This is a genomic window from Alphaproteobacteria bacterium (assembly GCA_016699735.1).
GTDB lineage: Bacteria > Pseudomonadota > Alphaproteobacteria > Micavibrionales > Micavibrionaceae > JAGNKE01.
The window spans coordinates 2,429,001-2,447,798 of record CP065008.1 but is presented as its reverse complement, the minus strand read 5'-3'; the positions used below and the strand labels follow the sequence as shown (position 1 = coordinate 2,447,798).

Annotated in this window: 17 protein-coding genes; 15 read left to right on the top strand and 2 right to left on the bottom strand. The window is 54.5% G+C overall.

What is annotated here, in order from left to right; translation table 11 throughout:
• Window positions 1-47: 47 nt before the first annotated feature.
• Entirely contained in the window at window positions 48-1,100 is a 1,053-nt protein-coding gene (locus tag IPN28_12235; GenBank protein ID QQS57007.1) for a hypothetical protein, read from the top strand.
• Between the two features lie 12 nt (window positions 1,101-1,112).
• On the opposite strand, the gene IPN28_12230 is transcribed toward IPN28_12235, so the two are convergent.
• A complete protein-coding gene (locus IPN28_12230; protein ID QQS57006.1) occupies window positions 1,113-1,982 on the bottom strand; it encodes an N-formylglutamate amidohydrolase in 870 nt (289 codons plus the stop codon).
• Between the two features lie 148 nt (window positions 1,983-2,130).
• Between IPN28_12230 and IPN28_12225 the strand changes: the two genes are divergently transcribed.
• A complete protein-coding gene (locus IPN28_12225; GenBank protein QQS57005.1) occupies window positions 2,131-3,498 on the top strand; it encodes a phosphoglucosamine mutase in 1,368 nt (455 codons plus the stop codon).
• Window positions 3,499-3,600: 102 nt separating this feature from the next.
• Here the strand turns inward: IPN28_12225 and IPN28_12220 are convergent, their stop codons facing one another.
• Window positions 3,601-4,524 carry a zinc ribbon domain-containing protein gene (locus IPN28_12220; protein ID QQS57004.1) on the bottom strand — a complete coding sequence of 308 codons (924 nt, stop codon included), beginning with the start codon at window positions 4,522-4,524 and terminating at the stop codon, window positions 3,601-3,603.
• A gap of 109 nt (window positions 4,525-4,633) precedes the next feature.
• Between IPN28_12220 and IPN28_12215 the strand changes: the two genes are divergently transcribed.
• From IPN28_12215 to IPN28_12155, 13 genes are all read left to right on the top strand, one after another.
• Window positions 4,634-5,800: an ATP phosphoribosyltransferase regulatory subunit gene (locus IPN28_12215; GenBank protein QQS57003.1), complete on the top strand. Its 1,167-nt coding sequence runs from the start codon at window positions 4,634-4,636 to the stop codon at window positions 5,798-5,800.
• 31 nt (window positions 5,801-5,831) lie between these two features.
• Window positions 5,832-7,124 (top strand): adenylosuccinate synthase, encoded by a 1,293-nt coding sequence (locus IPN28_12210; GenBank protein ID QQS57002.1) that lies wholly within the window; start codon window positions 5,832-5,834, stop codon window positions 7,122-7,124.
• Between the two features lie 212 nt (window positions 7,125-7,336).
• A complete protein-coding gene (locus IPN28_12205; GenBank protein ID QQS57001.1) occupies window positions 7,337-9,418 on the top strand; it encodes a hypothetical protein in 2,082 nt (693 codons plus the stop codon).
• A gap of 10 nt (window positions 9,419-9,428) precedes the next feature.
• Window positions 9,429-9,938 (top strand): hypothetical protein, encoded by a 510-nt coding sequence (locus IPN28_12200; protein ID QQS57000.1) that lies wholly within the window; start codon window positions 9,429-9,431, stop codon window positions 9,936-9,938.
• 193 nt (window positions 9,939-10,131) lie between these two features.
• The gene (locus tag IPN28_12195; GenBank protein ID QQS56999.1) at window positions 10,132-10,665 is read left to right on the top strand and encodes a pilus assembly protein; all 534 of its coding nucleotides are present in this window, start codon (window positions 10,132-10,134) and stop codon (window positions 10,663-10,665) included.
• Entirely contained in the window at window positions 10,640-11,197 is a 558-nt protein-coding gene (locus IPN28_12190) for a pilus assembly protein (GenBank protein ID QQS56998.1), read from the top strand. Before IPN28_12195 ends, IPN28_12190 begins: the two co-directional genes overlap by 26 nt.
• A gap of 29 nt (window positions 11,198-11,226) precedes the next feature.
• Window positions 11,227-12,780, top strand: a complete 1,554-nt coding sequence (locus IPN28_12185) for a hypothetical protein (protein QQS56997.1) — start codon at window positions 11,227-11,229, stop codon at window positions 12,778-12,780.
• Between the two features lie 363 nt (window positions 12,781-13,143).
• The gene (locus tag IPN28_12180) at window positions 13,144-13,311 is read left to right on the top strand and encodes a Flp family type IVb pilin (GenBank protein QQS56996.1); all 168 of its coding nucleotides are present in this window, start codon (window positions 13,144-13,146) and stop codon (window positions 13,309-13,311) included.
• A 178-nt stretch (window positions 13,312-13,489) separates the two neighbouring features.
• Window positions 13,490-14,056: a prepilin peptidase gene (locus IPN28_12175; protein ID QQS56995.1), complete on the top strand. Its 567-nt coding sequence runs from the start codon at window positions 13,490-13,492 to the stop codon at window positions 14,054-14,056.
• 134 nt (window positions 14,057-14,190) lie between these two features.
• Entirely contained in the window at window positions 14,191-15,060 is an 870-nt protein-coding gene (gene cpaB / locus IPN28_12170; GenBank protein QQS56994.1) for a Flp pilus assembly protein CpaB, read from the top strand.
• A gap of 104 nt (window positions 15,061-15,164) precedes the next feature.
• The gene (locus IPN28_12165; protein QQS56993.1) at window positions 15,165-16,652 is read left to right on the top strand and encodes a type II and III secretion system protein family protein; all 1,488 of its coding nucleotides are present in this window, start codon (window positions 15,165-15,167) and stop codon (window positions 16,650-16,652) included.
• Window positions 16,653-16,684: 32 nt separating this feature from the next.
• On the top strand, window positions 16,685-17,350 hold the full coding sequence (locus tag IPN28_12160; GenBank protein ID QQS56992.1) for a hypothetical protein: 666 nt from the start codon (window positions 16,685-16,687) through the stop codon (window positions 17,348-17,350).
• A gap of 157 nt (window positions 17,351-17,507) precedes the next feature.
• Entirely contained in the window at window positions 17,508-18,755 is a 1,248-nt protein-coding gene (locus IPN28_12155) for a type II secretion protein ATPase (GenBank protein QQS56991.1), read from the top strand.
• The last annotated feature ends 43 nt before the right edge of the window (window positions 18,756-18,798 follow it).

The following is an 18,798-nucleotide window of genomic DNA, read 5'->3' as shown; positions in this document are numbered from 1 at the left end:
TTATATTGTTATAGTTGTATAATTATAAAATTCAGGGGTCTAATATTATGGTCAAAGTGAGCTTTTTTACAGGGGAAACAGGGACAAATACAGATGTAATCTCCGTGGCTAGAGCCTTTGAGGGGTCCGCTTCGTATGTTTTCCCTCCTTCTTCCTTCCAGGAGGTAGAAAGCAGAAACGGTATCTTATCTGGCCGAGAAGCGATGAATTTTGTTAATAAAGTTCTTTACTCTTATCAGGATGTAGAAACGGGGCGTCAGGCTCTGGCGGACCTTTCCCTGGAAACAAGACTCAATCTGTATGATGCGATTGCCAATGACAAGCAATATGAGTTTCACGGGATCATACCCGTAGAAGTGGATATACCGGGAAGGGTTGAAGCTCTTGATGCATTGGGGCTTTCAAAGGGAGCTTTTACCAAGGAGTTGGTAATAAGCCAAGAGCGGGAGGTGGACGCTTTTTTTTCTGCCGATAATGAAGGTAATCTGCAAAGGCAGTGGGAAGAGGCGGGATATGGGTACAGATTTAAAGATATTCTTAAAGAGGGAGTTCATAATCGTCTGGATTCAAACCAACAGAAGGCCGTTCTTGCGTTTATTATAGACAGCTATTCCCGACAGTTGGGTGTAAAGCGAAGTGGCGATATCGTTTTTAGTGAAAACTCCCCGAACAGCAGCGTTCATCTCACCTCATCGGGTGAAGAGTTTCTTGGGATGGAAGTTGGTATGCAGGGCGGGCGGGATTCATTTCTCAACAGCATTGATAGTGTTATGCATGAACTGGAGCATATGCGGCAAGCTACCCTAGCGGCGCGATATGCAAAAGGAGAGATATCGCGGACGGATCCGCGCTACTTGGAAGCACGGTTGTATGCAGCGAGTACTTCTGTGCGCGGTTTCTACATATCACCCGATGAAGGAGGCTTCCAAGCGTATCAGGCGCAACCTATTGAGGTCGGTGCGCGGTGGGTTGGCGCATATGCTGCCAGCCGTGTGGCGATATTATGTGAACGCGATACGGACGATATTTTATGGAGGGGCAGCAACGGACACTTCTGGAGCGCAAAGGGTTCCGAGAGAGAAGAACACTTTAGTCTGTGATCATCTTCGTTATTATTTCTGCAGGGCGGGTTCTTCGATCTGTGCTGCGGAATCCAGGTTGGAAAACAGAACGCCGTAATGCGGGTGGGCTTCCAGGAAGTTCAGATATCTCTCGAAGAATTCGCAAAACTGTTCCCGCCCCTTGTCTGTGGCGAGAAGGTCGTTGCGGATTTCAAAGCCCAGATAGTCTGTCCTGGTTCTTTCCTTAATCAACGGGGCGGCGGTGATCTCCACACGGGCGGGCAGGAAATAGGGTTCTCCGGGCTTGTACCTGTATCCGCTGCGCTCCCGGACATATTCGGCGGACATCGACGCCAGAGGGTGCGATTGATCGAGCGTCAGCAGCCCGACGTCCACCTCCCGCGGGAGTCCCTGCCATGAGGGGGAGAAGGAATGGAGGTCCACCAGAACAACGCCGCCGAATTTGTGGCGTTTTTCGTTCACCAGATTCGTCAGTGCCTCGTGGTAGGGCCAGTAGACCGTACTCATTCGGCGTCCGACTTCCTGATCCGTGAGTTTCTCAGGGGTATTTCCGGGGATCAGCAGATCGTCCCACTCCGAGGATTCGCAGGCAATCGCGCAGGCGGGCATCCGGTTGAGGTCCGCCACAAGGCGCGAGTAGTTGCCCGAGATGAAAGAGGCATTGGGGAAGCGCGGGATCATCGCATCGAACAGCGCCTGCATATGCAGGTCACTGGCCTCGTGGGCCTTTTCAAACCATTCGCGGGGCATTCCCAGCGGGTTGGCGGGGTCATCGAGCACGGCGATGCCGTTATGCGGGCCGGAGAAGATGATCGGGCTGTCGCGGTTAACCACGGTGACAGGCGCGGGGCGGCCCACTAACGATTCGAAACCGGATTTTTCCGAGAATTCCCCTTGCACTCATCCCCCCAACGGTTATATCCGCTTACCCTTATATATAGGATAAATGTGTCATAAACTCAGTGGCTTGGCAAGAAAAGCGTTGAAAAAGCTTGCGTGTTTTGCCCGCGGCATTGTAAAGCTTCGCGGCACGGGATTTAATGGCCTCATGAGCAAAAAGAACAAATATTTCGGAACCGACGGAATCCGCGGGACAGCCAACCAGTTCCCCATGACTCCGGAACTGGCGCTGAAGGCTGCGATGGCCACGGCGATCGTTCTGCGCGATGCGCGGAACGGCGGGCATATGGACCGGGCGGTCATCGGCAAGGATACGCGCCTGTCCTGCTATATGCTCGAACAGGCCATGACCGCCGGATTTCTGGCGATGGGGATGGATGTGATTCTCTCTGGGCCGATTCCGACGCCGGGGATCGCCAGCCTGACCCGTTCGCTGCGGGCGGATGTGGGGGTGATGATCTCAGCCTCTCACAATCCTTATACGGATAACGGTATCAAGTTGTTCGGCGCGGACGGCTATAAGCTGGATGATGCTTTGGAACTGCGGATCGAGGAGCTGATCGACCGGGATTTGTCGGCGGAACTGGCGTCTCCTGAGAATTTGGGGAAGGCCAGTCGTCTGGATGACGCGCTGGGGCGGTATATCGAGTCGCTTAAGCGCAGCCTGCCGCGTCCCGCGAATTTCGAGGGGCTGAAGGTGGTTGTGGATGCCGCGCACGGCGCTGCTTATAAGGTCGCGCCGCAAATTCTCTGGGAACTGGAGGCGGAAGTGATTGCCATCGGTTGCCAGCCCAACGGTCGGAATATCAATGCCGGGTTCGGGGCCACATCGCCGGATGCGCTGAAGAAAGCGGTTATCGAGAACAAGGCGGATATCGGTCTGGCGCTGGATGGCGATGCGGATCGGCTGATCGTCGTGGATGAGCGCGGGCAGGTGATCGACGGGGACCAGATCATGGCGGCGCTGGCGCTTTCCCTGCATGAGAAGGGGCAACTTACAGGCGGGGCTGTGGTGGCTACGGTTATGTCCAACCTGGGGTTCGAAAGGCTTCTGGAGAAGAATGGAATTAAGCTGTTACGCGCTCCGGTCGGGGATCGTTACGTGGTCGAGAAGATGCGCGAGGAGGGGGCTAACCTTGGCGGTGAGCAGTCCGGCCATATCGTTCTTTCGGATTATGCGACGACGGGCGACGGGATTCTGGCGGCCTTGCAGATTCTGGCGTTGCTCAAGGAGAAGAGCCAGAAGGCCAGCGAGGTTTTGAATTTGTTCACGCCGCTGCCGCAGATTCTTAAAAATGTGCGCTTTAAAACGGGCAAGCCGATGCAGGATGCCAGCGTGAAAGATGCGATTGCCAAGGCCCAGAGCCGCTTTAACGGCAAGGGGCGGGTGCTGGTGCGCGAGTCGGGGACTGAGCCCTTGATCCGTGTCATGGCGGAGGGGGACGATCCCGCGCTGGTCGAGGGGGTCGTCAACGATTTGTGCGAAGTGATTGAAAAAGTCGCGCATTCAGGCTAACGATAACCGGGTCTTTCTTTCAACAACAGATGCGTTTTTCCGGAGCGGAGAATGAGCAACGATAGCGCCGAACTCGCCCTGCTGCTTTTGCTTAGGCTTTAGCTACTTCTGCCCCAAAAGCAAAAGCATTAAAATCAGAAAAATAATTCCAATAACTAAGAAACGTTTAAGCCAGCTTGTTTTAGAGGATGATGCTTGAACATCAGAGAAAGTTTTTCCTGTAAAAATCTCAGAACCTATTTTTACTTCAGCAACAACATGAGAGTTCGGGTTTTGTTGTGTAGGTCTTATGCCCACACAAACTTCTTTGAGATCTCCATTAACTTCTTGGTAGCTTGTGACATATGACCAATTTTTATCTTTTTTTGGATTTATTGTATCTGGAAGATCGTCCAGTACTTTCATAATACGTTGGGGATTTAATACAGGGCAAAGGTCATTTTCTCTGATAGCCATGTTTAAATGGTGTCTAATTTTTTGCTTATCTAAATGCCACGTGCCTGATTTATCAAGGTAGCCATATTCTAGCCATCCTCCTCCCCAATCATATGAGGGCATATTCAATTTTTTGCACCCCCATATATTTTTTTCGTAATTATGTTCTCCGAAACAATACTCCTCATGATTATATGCTTGCTGCCTATTTTTATAGCAACCAAGCCCATAGTAAGTTAATTGCTTTTTTGTGGCTAAGTTTCCGTTTAAAAAGAGTTGTGAAGACTTCCAAGTGCCAACCAAATCATAAAGATTTGTAATTAACTCAAGCTCGGTGACTGGAAGAGTTACTATGTGTTTACTATGTTTATTATCTCCATGTGTTTCGTATGAAGGTATATTTTTACATATATTTACCGCTTTTAGATAGTTTGAGGATGCGCTATAGCCAAAAACCAATCTAGCCAATGCAACCTGATTATTTAATATTGGGACTGATTTATAATCTTCTTCTGTAACCGGGTCGCCGCATTGCGGGCAAAACTTTGAATCTTTTAAGATGCTGGTATTGCACACATTACAGATGGGCATTGTAGTACCTTGGAAAATTTTTATATAGGTATACTGCCTTCAGTTATCCTTTCTGTAAAAGGATATTTGATCTTCTCTCAAAGCCTTCTTCATGCTAGAAAGCCGGGCGATGGAAAATAAGAACTCGGAACTCGCCCTGCTGCCCAACGGCTTCGAGGATTTGCTGCCTCCGAACGCGGAGATCGAGGCGCAGTCGATCAGCACTTTGATCGGGACGTTTTCGGCCTTCGGGTATCAGCGGATCAAACCGCCGCTGCTGGAATTCGAGAGCAGCCTGCTGGGGCCGGGGCCGGGGGAACGGCTGACGGAGGAGACCTTCCGCCTGATGGATCCGATTACGCACCGGATGCTGGGGCTGCGGTCGGATATCACGCCGCAGATTGCACGGATCGCCCGTTCGCGTCTGGTGAAGGAGCCGCGACCGTTGCGCCTGACCTATGCCAACGATGTGCTGCGGACGAAGGGCAACCAGATGCGGACCGTGCGGCAGTTCTGTCAGGTCGGATGCGAGATCATCGGCGATGGGAGCGTCGAGACGGATGTTGAAATCTGTGTTCTTGCGCTTCTGGGCCTGAAGGCACTGAATTTCGGGGCTGTGACCCTTGATTTGACCATTCCCGGTTTTGTGAGCGCCCTCATACCCCCGAAGATGAAAAAGGAAGAGATCGAAACCCTGCAGAAGGCCGTGGCGCAGAGGGATCGCGGGTTGCTGGAAACTCTTCCGGCCACGCTTGTCGCCCCTCTTGTTCATGTGATGGAACTTTCCGCCGGATCGAAGGAAGCGGGGGCTTTCTTCACGGCGATCAAGCCGAAGATGTTTTCCAAGGATATCCGCGCCGATCTTTCGCGGTTGCAGGCGGTCTGCGAGGGTGTGAGGCAGGCGCTCGGCGATCTGGAGGTTTCCGGCGTGACGCTGACCGTCGATCTTTTGGAGCAGGCGGGGTTCGAGTATCAGAAGCATCTCGGTTTTATGCTGTTTTCGCCCAAGGTGCATGGGGAGTTGGGGCGGGGAGGCAGTTATGACGTGAGTTTCGGCCTAGACGGACAAACCGAAACCGCGAAGGGCTTCACCTTGTATATGGATACGATCCGCAAGGCCTGCATCGGCGCGGCGAAAAAGGACATCGTGTTTGTACAGGCGTCCGTGAAATGGTCGGAGATCAGGATTTTGCAAGAGAAGGGGTGGACCGTCGTGCGCGGGGCGGGAGACGGGAAAACTCCCGCGCTTTGCACCCATCAATATATGAACGGGCAGGTTGTCCCGGTGAAATCGTAAGTGTCATTATCATCATGAAAAAGGATCAGTTATGAGCAGCGTTGCCATCATCGGCTCCCAGTGGGGGGACGAAGGAAAAGGGAAAATCGTGGACTGGCTATCGAGCCGCGCCGATGTGGTCGTGCGGTTTCAGGGCGGGCATAATGCCGGGCACACGCTGGTCATTGACGGGAAAGAATACAAGCTCAATCTTCTGCCTTCGGGGATCGTGCGGCCGGGAAAGCTTTCGATCATCGGGAACGGCGTGGTGGTCAACCCCACGGCTTTGCTGAAGGAAATCAAGGTCGTCGGCGAGAAGGGCGTAGAGGTCTCGCCGCAGAACCTTCTGCTTTCAGAGAGCGCGAACCTCATTCTTCCGGTTCATGAGTCTCTGGACGAGGCGATGGAAATTGCGCGGGGCGGGACGCCGATCGGCACCACCAAGCGCGGGATCGGGCCGTGCTATGAGGATAAAATTGCGCGGCGCGGTATTCGTGTCTGCGATTTGCGGCATCCCGAACTGGTGCGGGAAAAGATCGAGGCGATGATGCGCCATCACAATATCATCCTGAAAGGGTTCGGGATGAGTGAAATTGATCCGGCGCAGATTTACGACGGGCTTATGGCGCTGGCGCCCGAGATTTTGCGCTATGCAGGGGTGGCGTGGCTGAAGCTGGACGAGGCGCGGGCGGACCGAAAGAAAATCCTGTTCGAAGGTGCACAGGGGACGATGCTGGATATTGACCACGGGACTTATCCGTTCGTAACCTCCTCCAACACCGTGGCCGCGGCTGCCTCTTCGGGGACGGGCATCGGGGTCAACGCCGTGAAATATGTTCTTGGCATCACCAAGGCTTATACTACGCGGGTGGGGACCGGGCCTTTTCCGACCGAGCTTACGGATGATATCGGCGAGTTTCTCGGGAAAAAGGGCAAGGAGTTCGGAACCGTTACCGGGCGCAAGCGGCGTTGCGGCTGGTTCGATGCGGTGCTTGTTCGTCAAGCCGTTAAGCTGTCGGGGATGCAGGGGATTGCGCTGACGAAGCTTGACGTTCTGGATGGGCTGGATGAAATCAAAATCTGCGTGGCTTACGATCTTGATGGGAAACGCCTGGACTATTATCCGGCTTCGCAGATCGATCAGGCGCGGGTCAAACCTGTCTATGAAACCATGGAAGGGTGGAAGCAAAGCACCTACGGGGCGCGGAGCTGGGCGGCTCTGCCGGCGCAGGCGGTCAAATATGTGCGGCATATCGAGGAACTGATCGAGGCTCCGGTCAGTATGCTTTCGACCAGCCCGGAGCGGGACGATACCATCCTGATGCGCGATCCGTTCAAGGCCTAGTGTGCACTCGTCAATGCGGTGGGCAGCCTTTATCCGGCGTCACCCGCCGTTTTACTTTTCCTGTTATCCGATTTAGACTTCTCATATAGCGTCTGGATGAATATGGATTCTTCCGGTCTGTTTTTTTTCTGGGGCGGTCAGTGCGCCCCGCCGCTGTTGGATTACGGCGGATCAAGCCCGTCAGGATGACGGGGATTGGAGTTGAGTGCACGATGACGGATTCACCCCCGCGTGGAACCGAAAGTCAGGGCCGTTCGTCTTCGGGCGGCGGCGGTGCGTCTGCGGACGGGTCGGTTGCTTTCGGGAAATCGGTGCGGATCAATCCGCGGCAGGCGTTGCCTGCGTTTTCCGCCGATCCTGTTGCGGCGTATGCCGCGGTCGATCAGCAGCCGGAGCGTATGGTTTCCTGCGTTGGCCTGATCTGTTCGCCGGATGCTGTGCCGCGCCGGAAAAGCGCTTCCGTCTATAAAAGTCTTGATGATCCGGGGTTATTGCGCCTTGTTCATTCGGGAACCGTCCTCTGGCCGCTGGCGGGTGAAGAGCGTCATGCGTTCGTGTACGAGAATTCCGCCGGTGAAGCGATCTGCAAGGATCGACAGCAGATTTTCCTTGGGTGGCGGCAGGAGCGGACGATGGATGTCGTGTTCCGGTCGCTGTTCAAGATTTTTTCGGAAATGAAGCGGCAGGATTTTTTTCACGGCGGTCTTTCGCCCGCGAATCTTTTCTTTCGTAAAGGCAGCGACAAAACCCTCGTTCTTGGCGACGGCCTGTCCACGCCGGCGGGGTTTTTCCAGCCGGTTCTGTGCGAGACGATCGAGCGGGGCATGGTCGATCCCGCAGGGCGTGGGCCGGGGACGATTGCCGATGATCTTTATGCCTTCGGAGCTACTCTGGCGTTGATCATGCGTGAGCCCGACGGTGACCTGCTTTCCAAAAGCCGGGTGGATATCGTAAAGCAGAAGATCGAGGAGGGCAGCTATTCGGTCCTCGTGGGAAGGGAGCGGTTGTCCAATCCCTTGCAGGAACTACTGCGCGGGCTTTTGCACGACGATCCGGCGCAGCGCTGGAGCGCCGATGATTTGCAGAACTGGGCGGACGGCAAGCGGCCGGATCCGCGCCAGCCCATGAAAAGGAAGAAGGCGGGGCGGGGGCTTAATTTTGCCGGAAAAAACCATTTTTTCACGCATACTCTGGCGCTGGATATCAGCCGCGATCCGGCGGGGTTTTCGAAAATCGCCGATGACGGGCAGCTTGAACAATGGCTTTCCCGTTCGCTTGACGACAAGGACACCCGTGAACGTTTTGAAACTGCGCTCAAAAACACCAAGAATCAGGGGCGCGACAAGAGTTATGACGAGCTGGTCAGCACGAATGTCCGTTCCGCCCTGATGCCGGATTGGCCCCTGGAATTCAAGGGGCAGGCTTTTGCGATGGAGGGTGTGGATACGGCTTTGGCTTCGGCGTTCGTGAAGGGGGAGGATATCCGTATTTATCACGAGGTGTTCGACAAGGGGTTGTTTCTCAACCACCTATTTATGAGGGAGGGGCAGAATTCCGCAGGAGCGAAGTGGTTGAAGAAATTCGACGATTGCCGGCTGTTCGTCAAGCAGATGCGGGCGGGGTACGGGCTGGAGCGTTGCCTGTATTCGCTGAACCAGAACGTGCATTGCCTGAGCCCTAAGCTCAAAGGCTATTTCGTGACGAACGGGGAGGAGATGATCCGGGCGTTCGAGCATATGGCCGAGCGGAACAAACATCCCGAACTTTTTCTGGATCGGCACAGCGTGGCTTTCCTGTGCGAACTGGAGGCGCGGTGCGTGGAGGGGTTTCTTTATGAATTGAACTCGCCGGAAAAGCACAAGTTGATCCTGGGCAACCTCAAGACGCTGGCGCAACTGCAGCGACGGTATAAGATCGCGCAGCTTCCCAATATCGCCCGCGCCTTTGCCGAGATCATGGGTCCGGTCTATGAGCGGTTCCATGACCGCTCGATCCGCGGGAATATCGAGGGGCAGGTGAAATCGGCGGCGCGGGCGGGTGATCTTAATGGAATGGCGGCGGCGCTGGATAATGCCGAGGTCACTTCGAAGGACACGGCCAATTATAAAAAAGCGATGATGGAATATTACAATCTCGGCGTCGAGGCCCAGACGATTACCGAGCGGATGAACAGCAAGGACAGTTACGGGCTCTCGGATGCCCATGAATTTGCGGCCATGGTCGCGGCGACGATCGCCATCATTCTGATGATCCTGACGGCGGTTTCATTTGCTGCCGGACAAACGATTTTGTAGGGAGGCTTTTATGACCGATCAAGCTCCTGCGGAGAAAACCAGGAAAAAAGGCCTGAGTCTGGGATACAGAATTCTTATTATCTCCATGATTTTCGCGGGGTTGTTTTCCCTGCCGACCGCCTTGCTTTTGATTTTGGGGATGCTGCCGACCGTGGGGGCGATGCTGTCGAGCAAGGGGGAGCAGAAAGCACGGGCGATTTCCGTGGCGTGCATGAATTTCGCCGGATGCTTTCCGTTCCTGCTCAAGCTCTGGGCGGCGGGGCGGACGTTCGAGCGGGGAATCGAGATTATTATGGATCCGTTGGTCATCATCATCATTTATTCCATGGCGGGGGTGGGGTATGTGATCGACATCCTTCTGTCCACCTATGTTTCATCCTTTCTTTACCAGCGCGGGCGTTCGCGGCTTTCGGCCATCGAGGTGCGCCAGCAGGAACTGGTCCAGCGCTGGGGGCAGGAGGTGACGGGGAAAGTGCCGCTGGATGAGGACGGGTTTCCGAGGAAGACGAAAGGGAAGTAGATTTTTTAACCTTTCCGTCTGCCCTTTCCTGTTCGTTAACTCTTTCTTCAGACATTAAGGATTATTATGTCATATGGGTATATTGTATATGCCCGTAAAAGGTTCCAAAGAAGCGGTGCGGCCGCTTTTTTTGTGCCCGAAAACAAGAACGAATTTGTCTTAAATTGCGCGGAAAGCGCGACGGTGCAAAGACATGATGAAGCTTCTAAAACTCTGGAAGAAAAAAGAGGACGGCGCGACGGCGATTGAATTCAGCCTCGTGGCCATTCCTTATTTCATGCTCTGCCTCGGGATCATGGAACTCTCCTTGATGTATACGTCCGCCAGTCTTCTGGAAGGGGCGACGGATTCGGCGGCGCGCTTGGTCCGCACGGGGCAGGTCCAGCAGACGAACGGCGATCCCGAGCAGATGTTCCGCGACGCGATGTGTAATTTCGTGCAAGTTCTCATAGATTGCAATGATGTCGTTATCGAAGTCCAGACCATGGCGAGCTACGATGATTATGAGTCGATGGCTCCCGTTTTCGATGGGGACGGGAACATGGTCTCGCAGGGGTTCGCTCCCGGTGATTCCAATGACCGCGTTTTGATCCGTGTCGGATACCGCTACGAAATGGTTACCCCCTTGGTCGGGCCGCTTTTGAACGGGCCGGACGGCGGAACGCTGTTTATGTCCACGATTGTCCTCCAAACCGAACCGTATGAGTTTGAAGATGCTGGCGCTTAAGAAAAGTCTCCGTTCGTTGTTCGGTCGCTGGTTGCGCGATGAAGAGGCGCTGGCCGGTACAGAGGCCGCGATGATCTTTCCTTTGATGCTGACTCTTTTTCTGGGGCTTTACGATGTCGGGAACGGAATTCTGGCGAACCAGAAGACCATCCGCGCCTCGCAGATCGTGGCGGATTTGATCGCCCGCAAGAACGTGGTCACCGGGGCGGATGTGAACGAGGCGGTCAAGGCCGGAGAACTGGCTTTCGAGCCGATGCCGCAGGAGACCTACGGCGTGGATATTATCAGCGTCCGGTTCGATCCCGATACGTCCGATCCCGAGATCGTCTGGCGCGATACGCGGAATATGACCCCCATTCCCGATGTGTTCGACCGCGTTTCGCCTCTGGGTCTTCCCGGTGAGGGGGTCGTGGTGGTCGCCGTCACCTATAGTTTCGAGCCGGTGTTTGCTGGGTTCGTTGTGGATACGTTCGATATGATGGAAGTCGGGTTCAGCCGCGGACGCAGCAGCCCGGTCGTCAACCATGAATAAAAAAATCTAGTGCTGGAAAGGAAAAGACCATGACACGCGAGACGATTTTGCAAAAGGCCTGGGTGGGTGTGCGGTCCTTCTGCCGCCGTTATGCCCAGGACACCAAGGGTACGATCGCGGTGGCGTTCGGGATCATGGCGCCGCTCCTGATCGGGATGGTCGGGATGTCGCTGGATTATTCGCAGGCTTACCTTGTGCGTTCGCGACTGGCGCAGGCTCTGGACGCGGCGGCTCTGGCGGCGGCGGCGTATTCCGCGGACGAGGCCGAAATCGAGCAACGGGTGCAGGATTTCTTCGATGCGAACTATCCTGAGGCGAAGCTGGGCTTCACCTTCGATCCCATAGTGGTGGTCAACGGCGATGAAGTTCATGTGACGGGGAATGCGACCTATCATACGATGTTCCTGAAGGTTCTGGGGATCACGACCATCGACGTTTCGGCGTCCACAACGGTTGTGCGCGAGATTCAGGGTCTGGAGGTTGCGCTGGTTCTGGATAATACCGGATCGATGGCGACGAACGATAATATCGGCGCACTCAAGACCGGAACGGAGAATTTTATCAATATCCTGTTCGATAACGCCTCCGACCCCGATAATGTGCGGATCGGGATGGTGCCGTTTGCGAACTCCATTCGTGTCGGGCGTTACGGGCTGGGCTTGAATCCCGACGGGACGACCTATGCGGACGGCACGCCGTTTGTGACCTTGCCTTCGGGAGTCAGCTACACCACCAACCGCAGCAGCAGTACCGGCTGGTATGGATGTGTTGTTGAGCATATGGACGAGGGTTACGATCCTGCAGCCACGCACGTCGCCAACAGTTACGGCCAGTTGTGGCGCAGCGGCACAAGCTGGGACGGGCATGGCTGGGATGCGACCATCAATACCAACGACCCCTATGATTTCGACGTGCTGGATAATTACGAGGGGCCGTGGGACATCTACATGTTCGGCAAGACGATCAATTACGATGCGGCCTGCACCGGCTCGGGCTACAGCACGTCACGGTGCAGTAACTGCGGCGGGGATACCTATTGTAACTCCACCTATTGTTACTGTCGTCACAGTACGCCCAACCAGGGGTGCCCGTATGCCAACATCATGCCTTTGAACAACGACCGCGACGAGTTGCTGGCCCATGTGGACACGATGCAGCCGGACGGTAACACGCTGGGCAATATCGGGATGGCCTGGGGATACCGTGTGCTTTCGCCCGAGTTTCCGTTCGAGGAGGCCCATGAGTGGGATAACTTCTTCTGGAAGAAGGCGGTCGTCATGATGACGGACGGGGATAATACCGAGAACGGCACCTATTCCTCCTTCTGGTTCACGGGCAAGAACAACATGAACGTGACCAAGTTCAACGACCGTTTCGCAGAAACCTGTCAGGCGCTGAAGGATCAGGGCGTGGCGGTGTACACGATCACGTTTACCTCCGGGATCAGCGATGCCACCAAGGATTATTTCCGGGAGTGCGCGACCAGCGAGGACCAGTATTATGACGCCCCGACGCAGGAAGAGCTGATCGACGTCTTCGAGACCATTGCCCGCGAGCTCAGCAACCTGCATATCAAGGGATAATCGAGCCGCCTGATCTCTCTGTAGACTTCACAATACACCCGCAGATTTCTGCGGGTGTATTTGTTTGTCGGGGTTTTTCTTCCATAATACTTTAACTTTTTTAGAGTCCGGAAAGTAATATTAAAGTAAAATCTAGATTATATTTTCTTTTTACTTAATTCATAAAATTTTATATAAATATAAATAGATTTTTCACTATAAAATTTATCCAAACCCTAATAAAAATTCCGATTTACTTGTTAACTTTAATGATTTTTTAAGAGGTGTAGGGATATTATGGTTATATCGGTTAGGCGCTTCATAGGTTTTGAATATGGGAAGACCGGAATGAAGCCAACATTTACTTTACAAAGGAGATAAATCATGTTGACCAAACTGAAAGCATATCTGAAAAACGAAGACGGAGCGACCGCTATCGAGTATGGCCTGATTGCCGCCGGTATCGGCCTTGCCATTTCCGTGGTTGTGTTCCTGCTCGGGGATGACCTCGTGGCGATGTTCGAAAGCATCCAGACCGCTCTGACTTCATAATCGCTTGAGTGCAGATTACGAGTTGTTGGTTTCTTCCGATTAGTGAATGAACCTCTATCGCTGAAAGACCCGCCTATAAATCTCCGGCGGGTTTTTCTTTTTTTGGGTGGGGATGAGGTTTGGAGTTCTTTCTCCCGCTGTCGCTTTTTTTTATACGCTCGCGTAAAATTTTTTTCCGATGGTTTTTCTTGTCCTTTTTCTTTTTTGTCTGTTCGTTGCGGCCGGAGCGGGGGTGTTGTCCGGCCTGTCGGATATTCGCGGACTGACAATTCCCAATGCTTATAGCGCGGTTGTGATCGTAGCGTTTCTATTTGCGTATCTGGCGCTGTGGGGTCATGGAAACCCCCAAACGATGTGGGTGCTCTCCGCGCATCTTTCATCTGGGCTCTTGACCTTTTCAATTACATTCTTATTGTTTAGTTTGAGAATGCTGGGCGCAGCAGACTCAAAACTTGCAACGGCTTACGCGCTTTGGTTCAAGTTAACCGACCTGCCGTTGTTTCTCGCGTATATGGCGTTAACAGGCGGCCTTGTGGCCGTGGCTTCACTGGTGATCATGCGCCGTAAGCCCTTTAAAGACCCTCTCAAGGGGTCGTGGGTGGACCGGGTGCAAAATGGTGAAAGCAAGGTGCCTTATGGGGTGGCGATAGCCGCCGGGGCACTGGTGGCCTTTTTGAAGGCCGGATACTTAAGCGGCGATTTTTTGACCGGTTTTTTGAGCGTTTCTACTCCGCCGGTTTTATGAAATCTTAAGGAAAAAACTATATTATGAAAAGTAGTTTTTATCCAACGACGTTTCTTCGCCGTTAAGCGTATCAACCCCTTCTGAGTGATCTGCGTGACATTATGAACAATCCTAGTCCTGCAAGAGGCGTGACCATGAATAGAAATATCCTCATTGTGCTCGGGGGGGCCGTGCTGGCCGCCGTTCTGGTCGCCATGCTGGTTCAGATTTCCCTGGGCGGGAAAAAGGGCGGCGGCGGCAAGGAGGTTGTCGAAGTCCTGGTGGCCTCTTCCGATCTCAAGATCGGGCAGGAACTGGCTGACGGTGATTTGCGCTGGCAGGAATGGCCGAAGAGCGGCGTGTTCCGCGGGGCCATCGTTCGCGAGGGGGAGCAGGAGGCTGTCGAAGCTCTTGAGGGGCGGTTGCGCCGGGACGTGGCCAAGGACGAGGCGGTTCTTAAAAGCTTTCTGTTGAAGGAAAAGAGCGGGAACTTCGTGGCCAACAGCCTTGAGCCCGGTATGCGCGCTATGGCGATCAAGGTCGAGGCCAAGACCATGGTGGGCGGGTTCATCAAGCCCGGCGATTATGTGGATGTGGTGCTGAGCTACAAGCAGACGCTCAAGGCCGATAAAAATGACGGGCCGATGTTTCAGATGCTGGTGACCATGAATATCTCCAAGTGGGCGACGGAAACCATTTTGCAGAATGTGAAAGTCTTGGCGATCGACCAGACCGCCGAGGAAGACGATGACAAGGACGAGGCCGAGCTGGGCAAGACCGTGACCCTGCAGGTCAATGCGGAACAGGCGGAGAAGCTGGCGCTTGGCGCGGAATTCGGCAAGGTGACGCTGGCGCTGCGCGGTGTGGGCGACGATACCATCGTCAAGAAGGAGTGGCCGACCATTTCCGATGCGCGTCTGACCCATATTGACGACGAAGTTTTCGTTGCCTACCAGCAACTGAAAATGCAGACTGGCGTTCAGCGCAATATTGTGCGAATTTATAATGGCTCGTCTACAAAGTGAGCCCTTCCTCTGCGTCTTTTCTCTGAGTTTTTTCAAATCCTACGCTCTGAGTTTTTAAACAATTTTGTGAAATACATTCGGTTAAACAGCTGAAAGACAACACAATGAACGGGTTCAGTTCTAAAATACGCAGTGTCTTCGCGCTTTCGTTTCTTGCGCTGACTTTTGTTGCGGGAACGGGAGGGTGGACTTCCAGCTATGCGGACAAGGGCGATCTTCAGCCGATTTACAGTGCGCCGAAAACTCACGCGCCGACGGACATCCCGCTCGGGAAGGCGGAAGTCGTTCTTCTGGACGGCGAGGTTTCGGATATTCTTGTTGCCAATCCGGCGATTGTGGATGTGCAGGCTATTCAGTCGAACCGGCTTTACATCGTCGGGCTTGCCGTGGGGGATACGAATATCATCGCGCTCGACGGTTCGGGCAACGTTCTGCGGAAGCTGGACGTCCATGTTGCCTATGATCTGCAGGCAATCCAGAGCCTTGTGGATCGGCTGTTCCCGGATGAGAACGCCAAGGTTGGTTCTATTCATGACCAGATTTACCTGACCGGGACCGTTTCCACGCCGGAGGCGGCGTCGAAGATCGCCAACCTTGTCGGGCACTATGTCAGCGACCTTCAGGACGAGGACAAGGCCACGGACCAGTTGATCTCCAATATGCTGGAAGTGCGCGGGGAGCAGCAGGTGATGCTCCAGGTCAAGATCGTCGAGGCGACGCGTAGCGTATTAAAAGAGCTGGGCGTGAATACGAATGCCAACGATCCGAACGAATTGTCGGCTGTGCGGCTGTTTGATCGCACACCTCCCTCGCAGTTTATCGATGGCACGGATGCCCTTCAGTTCGGCGGAGCGGACGGGCTTTCGCTTTCGCAGGATGCCATCGGCGCGGCGGGTCTGCTGTTTGATAGCGGCCTCAAAGGGATCGGGGAGATCGGAATTTTCCTCGATGCGCTTGAGGAGCAAAATCTGGTGAATGTTCTGGCTGAGCCGAATTTGACGGCGGTCTCAGGGCAGCAGGCCGGGTTCCTGGCGGGCGGGGAGTTTCCCGTACCGACAGGCCGGGACCAGTTCGGAAATATCACTATTGAATTCAGAGAGTTCGGGGTTTCTCTTAACTTCAAACCTGTGGTTATGTCCGATAAGCGGATCAGTTTGCAGATGAATACGGAAGTTTCCTCGCTGGACAGCACGAATGCCGTGGTTCTGGCTGATCTTGTCGTTCCGGGGCTGGATATCCGGCGTGCGGAAACCACCATCGAAATTCCGAGTGGCGGCAGCCTGATGATTGCGGGGCTTCTGCAATCCGAAGCTGCCAAGGGCTTGTCCGGCCTGCCGGGGATCAAGGATACGCCCGTGCTTGGAAAACTTGTTTCCTCGGACAGTTTCCGGCGGGATGAAACCGAACTGGTCGTCATCGTCACCGGATACCTTGTGGAGTCCTACGCCGACAAGGAGAAGGCCGTGAGCCTCAGCAAGGGACAGCAGGGGCCGCTGGCGGAAGTCTTTGCCCGTAATATGCGCCGGAAATACAATTTCGAGGATGAGTCCGTCTTCACCGCTTCGGGCAATTACGGATATATGCTGGATTAGAACCCAAGGAACGGGAGCAGGAGTTTACCACCATGACGAAGCTATTTTCATCTTCCGCCAAAGTTTTAATCACGGGCGCCGCGCTTCTGGCCTGTCCCGTTTTTCTCAGCGGCTGCGAGATGTATGCGCCGGGGAATCTGAATACGGAAAAGATACAGGTGCGGGAGGATGTTTCCTTCACGGATGTTCCCGCATCGCGGGCGGATCAGGATTTCGTGCGCGGGGTGGCGCATGAGTATTCCCGCCACGGGCAGGGGCCGCTGAATGTCACCGTCACCTACGATCCGCATAATTACCGGAATACCGCCCGTATGGCGACGGACAAGGGGACGTCCCTCGTGAAAGCCCTGCGGGCGCAAGGTGTTTCCGGCGTGGAGATGGATATTCTGCCCGTTAACGGCCAGGGGGATGAGTCCCGTGTGCTGATCGGGTATGATTCCTACGCCGCTTATGCGCCTGCGGGTTGCAAGACTATGCCGGGAACGGAGGGAATGACTATCGAGCCGGAAGCGGATTACAAGCTGGGTTGTACGATCCAGAGCCTGACCGCCCGTCAGGTCTCCAATCCCAAGCACCTTGAAGGGCAGGGCAACACCGATCCGACCACCGATGGGCGCAGCGGCGGGAATGTCGTCGATCTCGTGCGGTCCGGCGCCGAGAACCAGCCTCTGGACGGTGAGTCTGCTTCTGGAAAATAGATTTTTCTTTATCCTTTTTTAACCCGCTTTTCCCTGCCTTCCGTTAGGACATTTTTAAGGGGGCGGGTGATAAAGTGTCGTCTGGGAAAACCCGTCTGAGTGAGTTGTTATTGAGCAGATCCGCCCTTTTTCCCGGGCACGGCACAGGTCAAATTGAATGAGCGAGGCTGATCTTCAAGCCACTGATATTCTTCTTCCGTCCGCGGGGGTTGCGGTGTTTTCGCACGATGCCGAAACGCTGCGTAACGCTGCGGAAATCCGCAATGACTGGCGGTTTGCGCGTGTCACTCTTGACGTGGCACCGGGTGACGTCGAGACGGCGATTCAGGTTTTTTCCGAACGCGATGCGCCCGCGCTTGTGATCCTCCAGACCGATACGATTGACGAGGCCTTTCTGGGGCGGCTTGAGGCGTTGTCGGCTTATTGTTCGCAGGACACTGCGGCGGTCATCATCGGGCCGGTCAATGATGTTTATCTTTACCGCAATCTGATCGAGATGGGGGTTAGCGATTACCTTGTCCGCCCTGTGCAGAAAAACGTTCTTTCGGAAGTTATCGCCAAGACCCTGGTTAACCGTCTGGGTGTGAGCGGCAGCCGCCTGATCGCGTTTCTGGGCGCGAAGGGCGGGGTGGGGACGACGGCTCTTATTCAGGCGATGGCGTTGGGGGTCAGCGAGCTGTGGGGGCAGAAGGTCGTACTGATCGACGCGTCGGGCGGCTGGTCGTCGCTCAGTGTCGGCATGGGGTTCGATCCGGCAGGGACATTGCGCGAAATTTCGCGGATGGTGGAGAAAAAGGATGAAAATGGCCTGAAGCGCCTGTTCGTGGAGCAGGGTGAGCGGCTTTCGATCATGGCGGGCGGCGGGGATGCGATGCTCGATCCGACCATCCTGCCTGATCAGTATGAAAAGTTTCTCGATTTCCTGATGGTGAAGGCTCCGGTGGTGCTGGCCGATCTGTCGGGGGCGGAATCCTTTCTGAAGAAGCTTTTGATTGCGCGGGCGAACCAGACGGTCCTGGTGGCGACGCCGACACTTACGGCGCTGCGGTTTGCGCGCAGCCTGATCAAGGAAATTGCCGATTTGCGCGGTGGGGATAAGACCGATGTTTCGCTGATCCTCAATAAAACGGGGATGGCGAAGGCCTATGAAGTGACCGCGCAGGAGGCGCAGAAAGCTCTGGAAGCTCCGGTCGCGGCCAGTGTGCCTTATCTGCCGGCCCTGTTCCTCGGGCATGAAAGCCATGCGCGGCAGATCCTTTCCGACAAGGAGGGGCTGGACATTCTTAAGAATTCATTACTTCCGATCCTCGGCAAGACGATTACGCCGCCTTCCGACGGGTTCCTGGATGAAAAAAGCGACAAGAAAACGGGTTTGTTGGGGAGTTTTTTAACCAAAAAGAAGTGACAATAGGGAAAATGGCCGGGAATCCGGCCTGCACATACGGGAC

Excerpts from the sequence above, each read along its gene's own strand:
- IPN28_12185 (QQS56997.1), top strand. The coding sequence starts at position 11,227 with ATGACACGCGAGACGATTTTGCAAAAGGCCTGGGTGGGTGTGCGGTCC.
- IPN28_12220 (QQS57004.1), bottom strand. The coding sequence starts at position 4,524 with ATGCCCATCTGTAATGTGTGCAATACCAGCATCTTAAAAGATTCAAAG.
- IPN28_12180 (QQS56996.1), top strand. The coding sequence starts at position 13,144 with ATGTTGACCAAACTGAAAGCATATCTGAAAAACGAAGACGGAGCGACC.
- IPN28_12215 (QQS57003.1), top strand. The coding sequence starts at position 4,634 with ATGGAAAATAAGAACTCGGAACTCGCCCTGCTGCCCAACGGCTTCGAG.
- IPN28_12235 (QQS57007.1), top strand. The coding sequence starts at position 48 with ATGGTCAAAGTGAGCTTTTTTACAGGGGAAACAGGGACAAATACAGAT.
- IPN28_12155 (QQS56991.1), top strand. The coding sequence starts at position 17,508 with ATGAGCGAGGCTGATCTTCAAGCCACTGATATTCTTCTTCCGTCCGCG.
- IPN28_12225 (QQS57005.1), top strand. The coding sequence starts at position 2,131 with ATGAGCAAAAAGAACAAATATTTCGGAACCGACGGAATCCGCGGGACA.
- IPN28_12190 (QQS56998.1), top strand. The coding sequence starts at position 10,640 with ATGAGTTTGAAGATGCTGGCGCTTAAGAAAAGTCTCCGTTCGTTGTTC.
- IPN28_12165 (QQS56993.1), top strand. The coding sequence starts at position 15,165 with ATGAACGGGTTCAGTTCTAAAATACGCAGTGTCTTCGCGCTTTCGTTT.
- IPN28_12175 (QQS56995.1), top strand. The coding sequence starts at position 13,490 with ATGGTTTTTCTTGTCCTTTTTCTTTTTTGTCTGTTCGTTGCGGCCGGA.
- IPN28_12160 (QQS56992.1), top strand. The coding sequence starts at position 16,685 with ATGACGAAGCTATTTTCATCTTCCGCCAAAGTTTTAATCACGGGCGCC.
- IPN28_12205 (QQS57001.1), top strand. The coding sequence starts at position 7,337 with ATGACGGATTCACCCCCGCGTGGAACCGAAAGTCAGGGCCGTTCGTCT.
- IPN28_12200 (QQS57000.1), top strand. The coding sequence starts at position 9,429 with ATGACCGATCAAGCTCCTGCGGAGAAAACCAGGAAAAAAGGCCTGAGT.
- cpaB (QQS56994.1), top strand. The coding sequence starts at position 14,191 with ATGAATAGAAATATCCTCATTGTGCTCGGGGGGGCCGTGCTGGCCGCC.
- IPN28_12195 (QQS56999.1), top strand. The coding sequence starts at position 10,132 with ATGATGAAGCTTCTAAAACTCTGGAAGAAAAAAGAGGACGGCGCGACG.
- IPN28_12210 (QQS57002.1), top strand. The coding sequence starts at position 5,832 with ATGAGCAGCGTTGCCATCATCGGCTCCCAGTGGGGGGACGAAGGAAAA.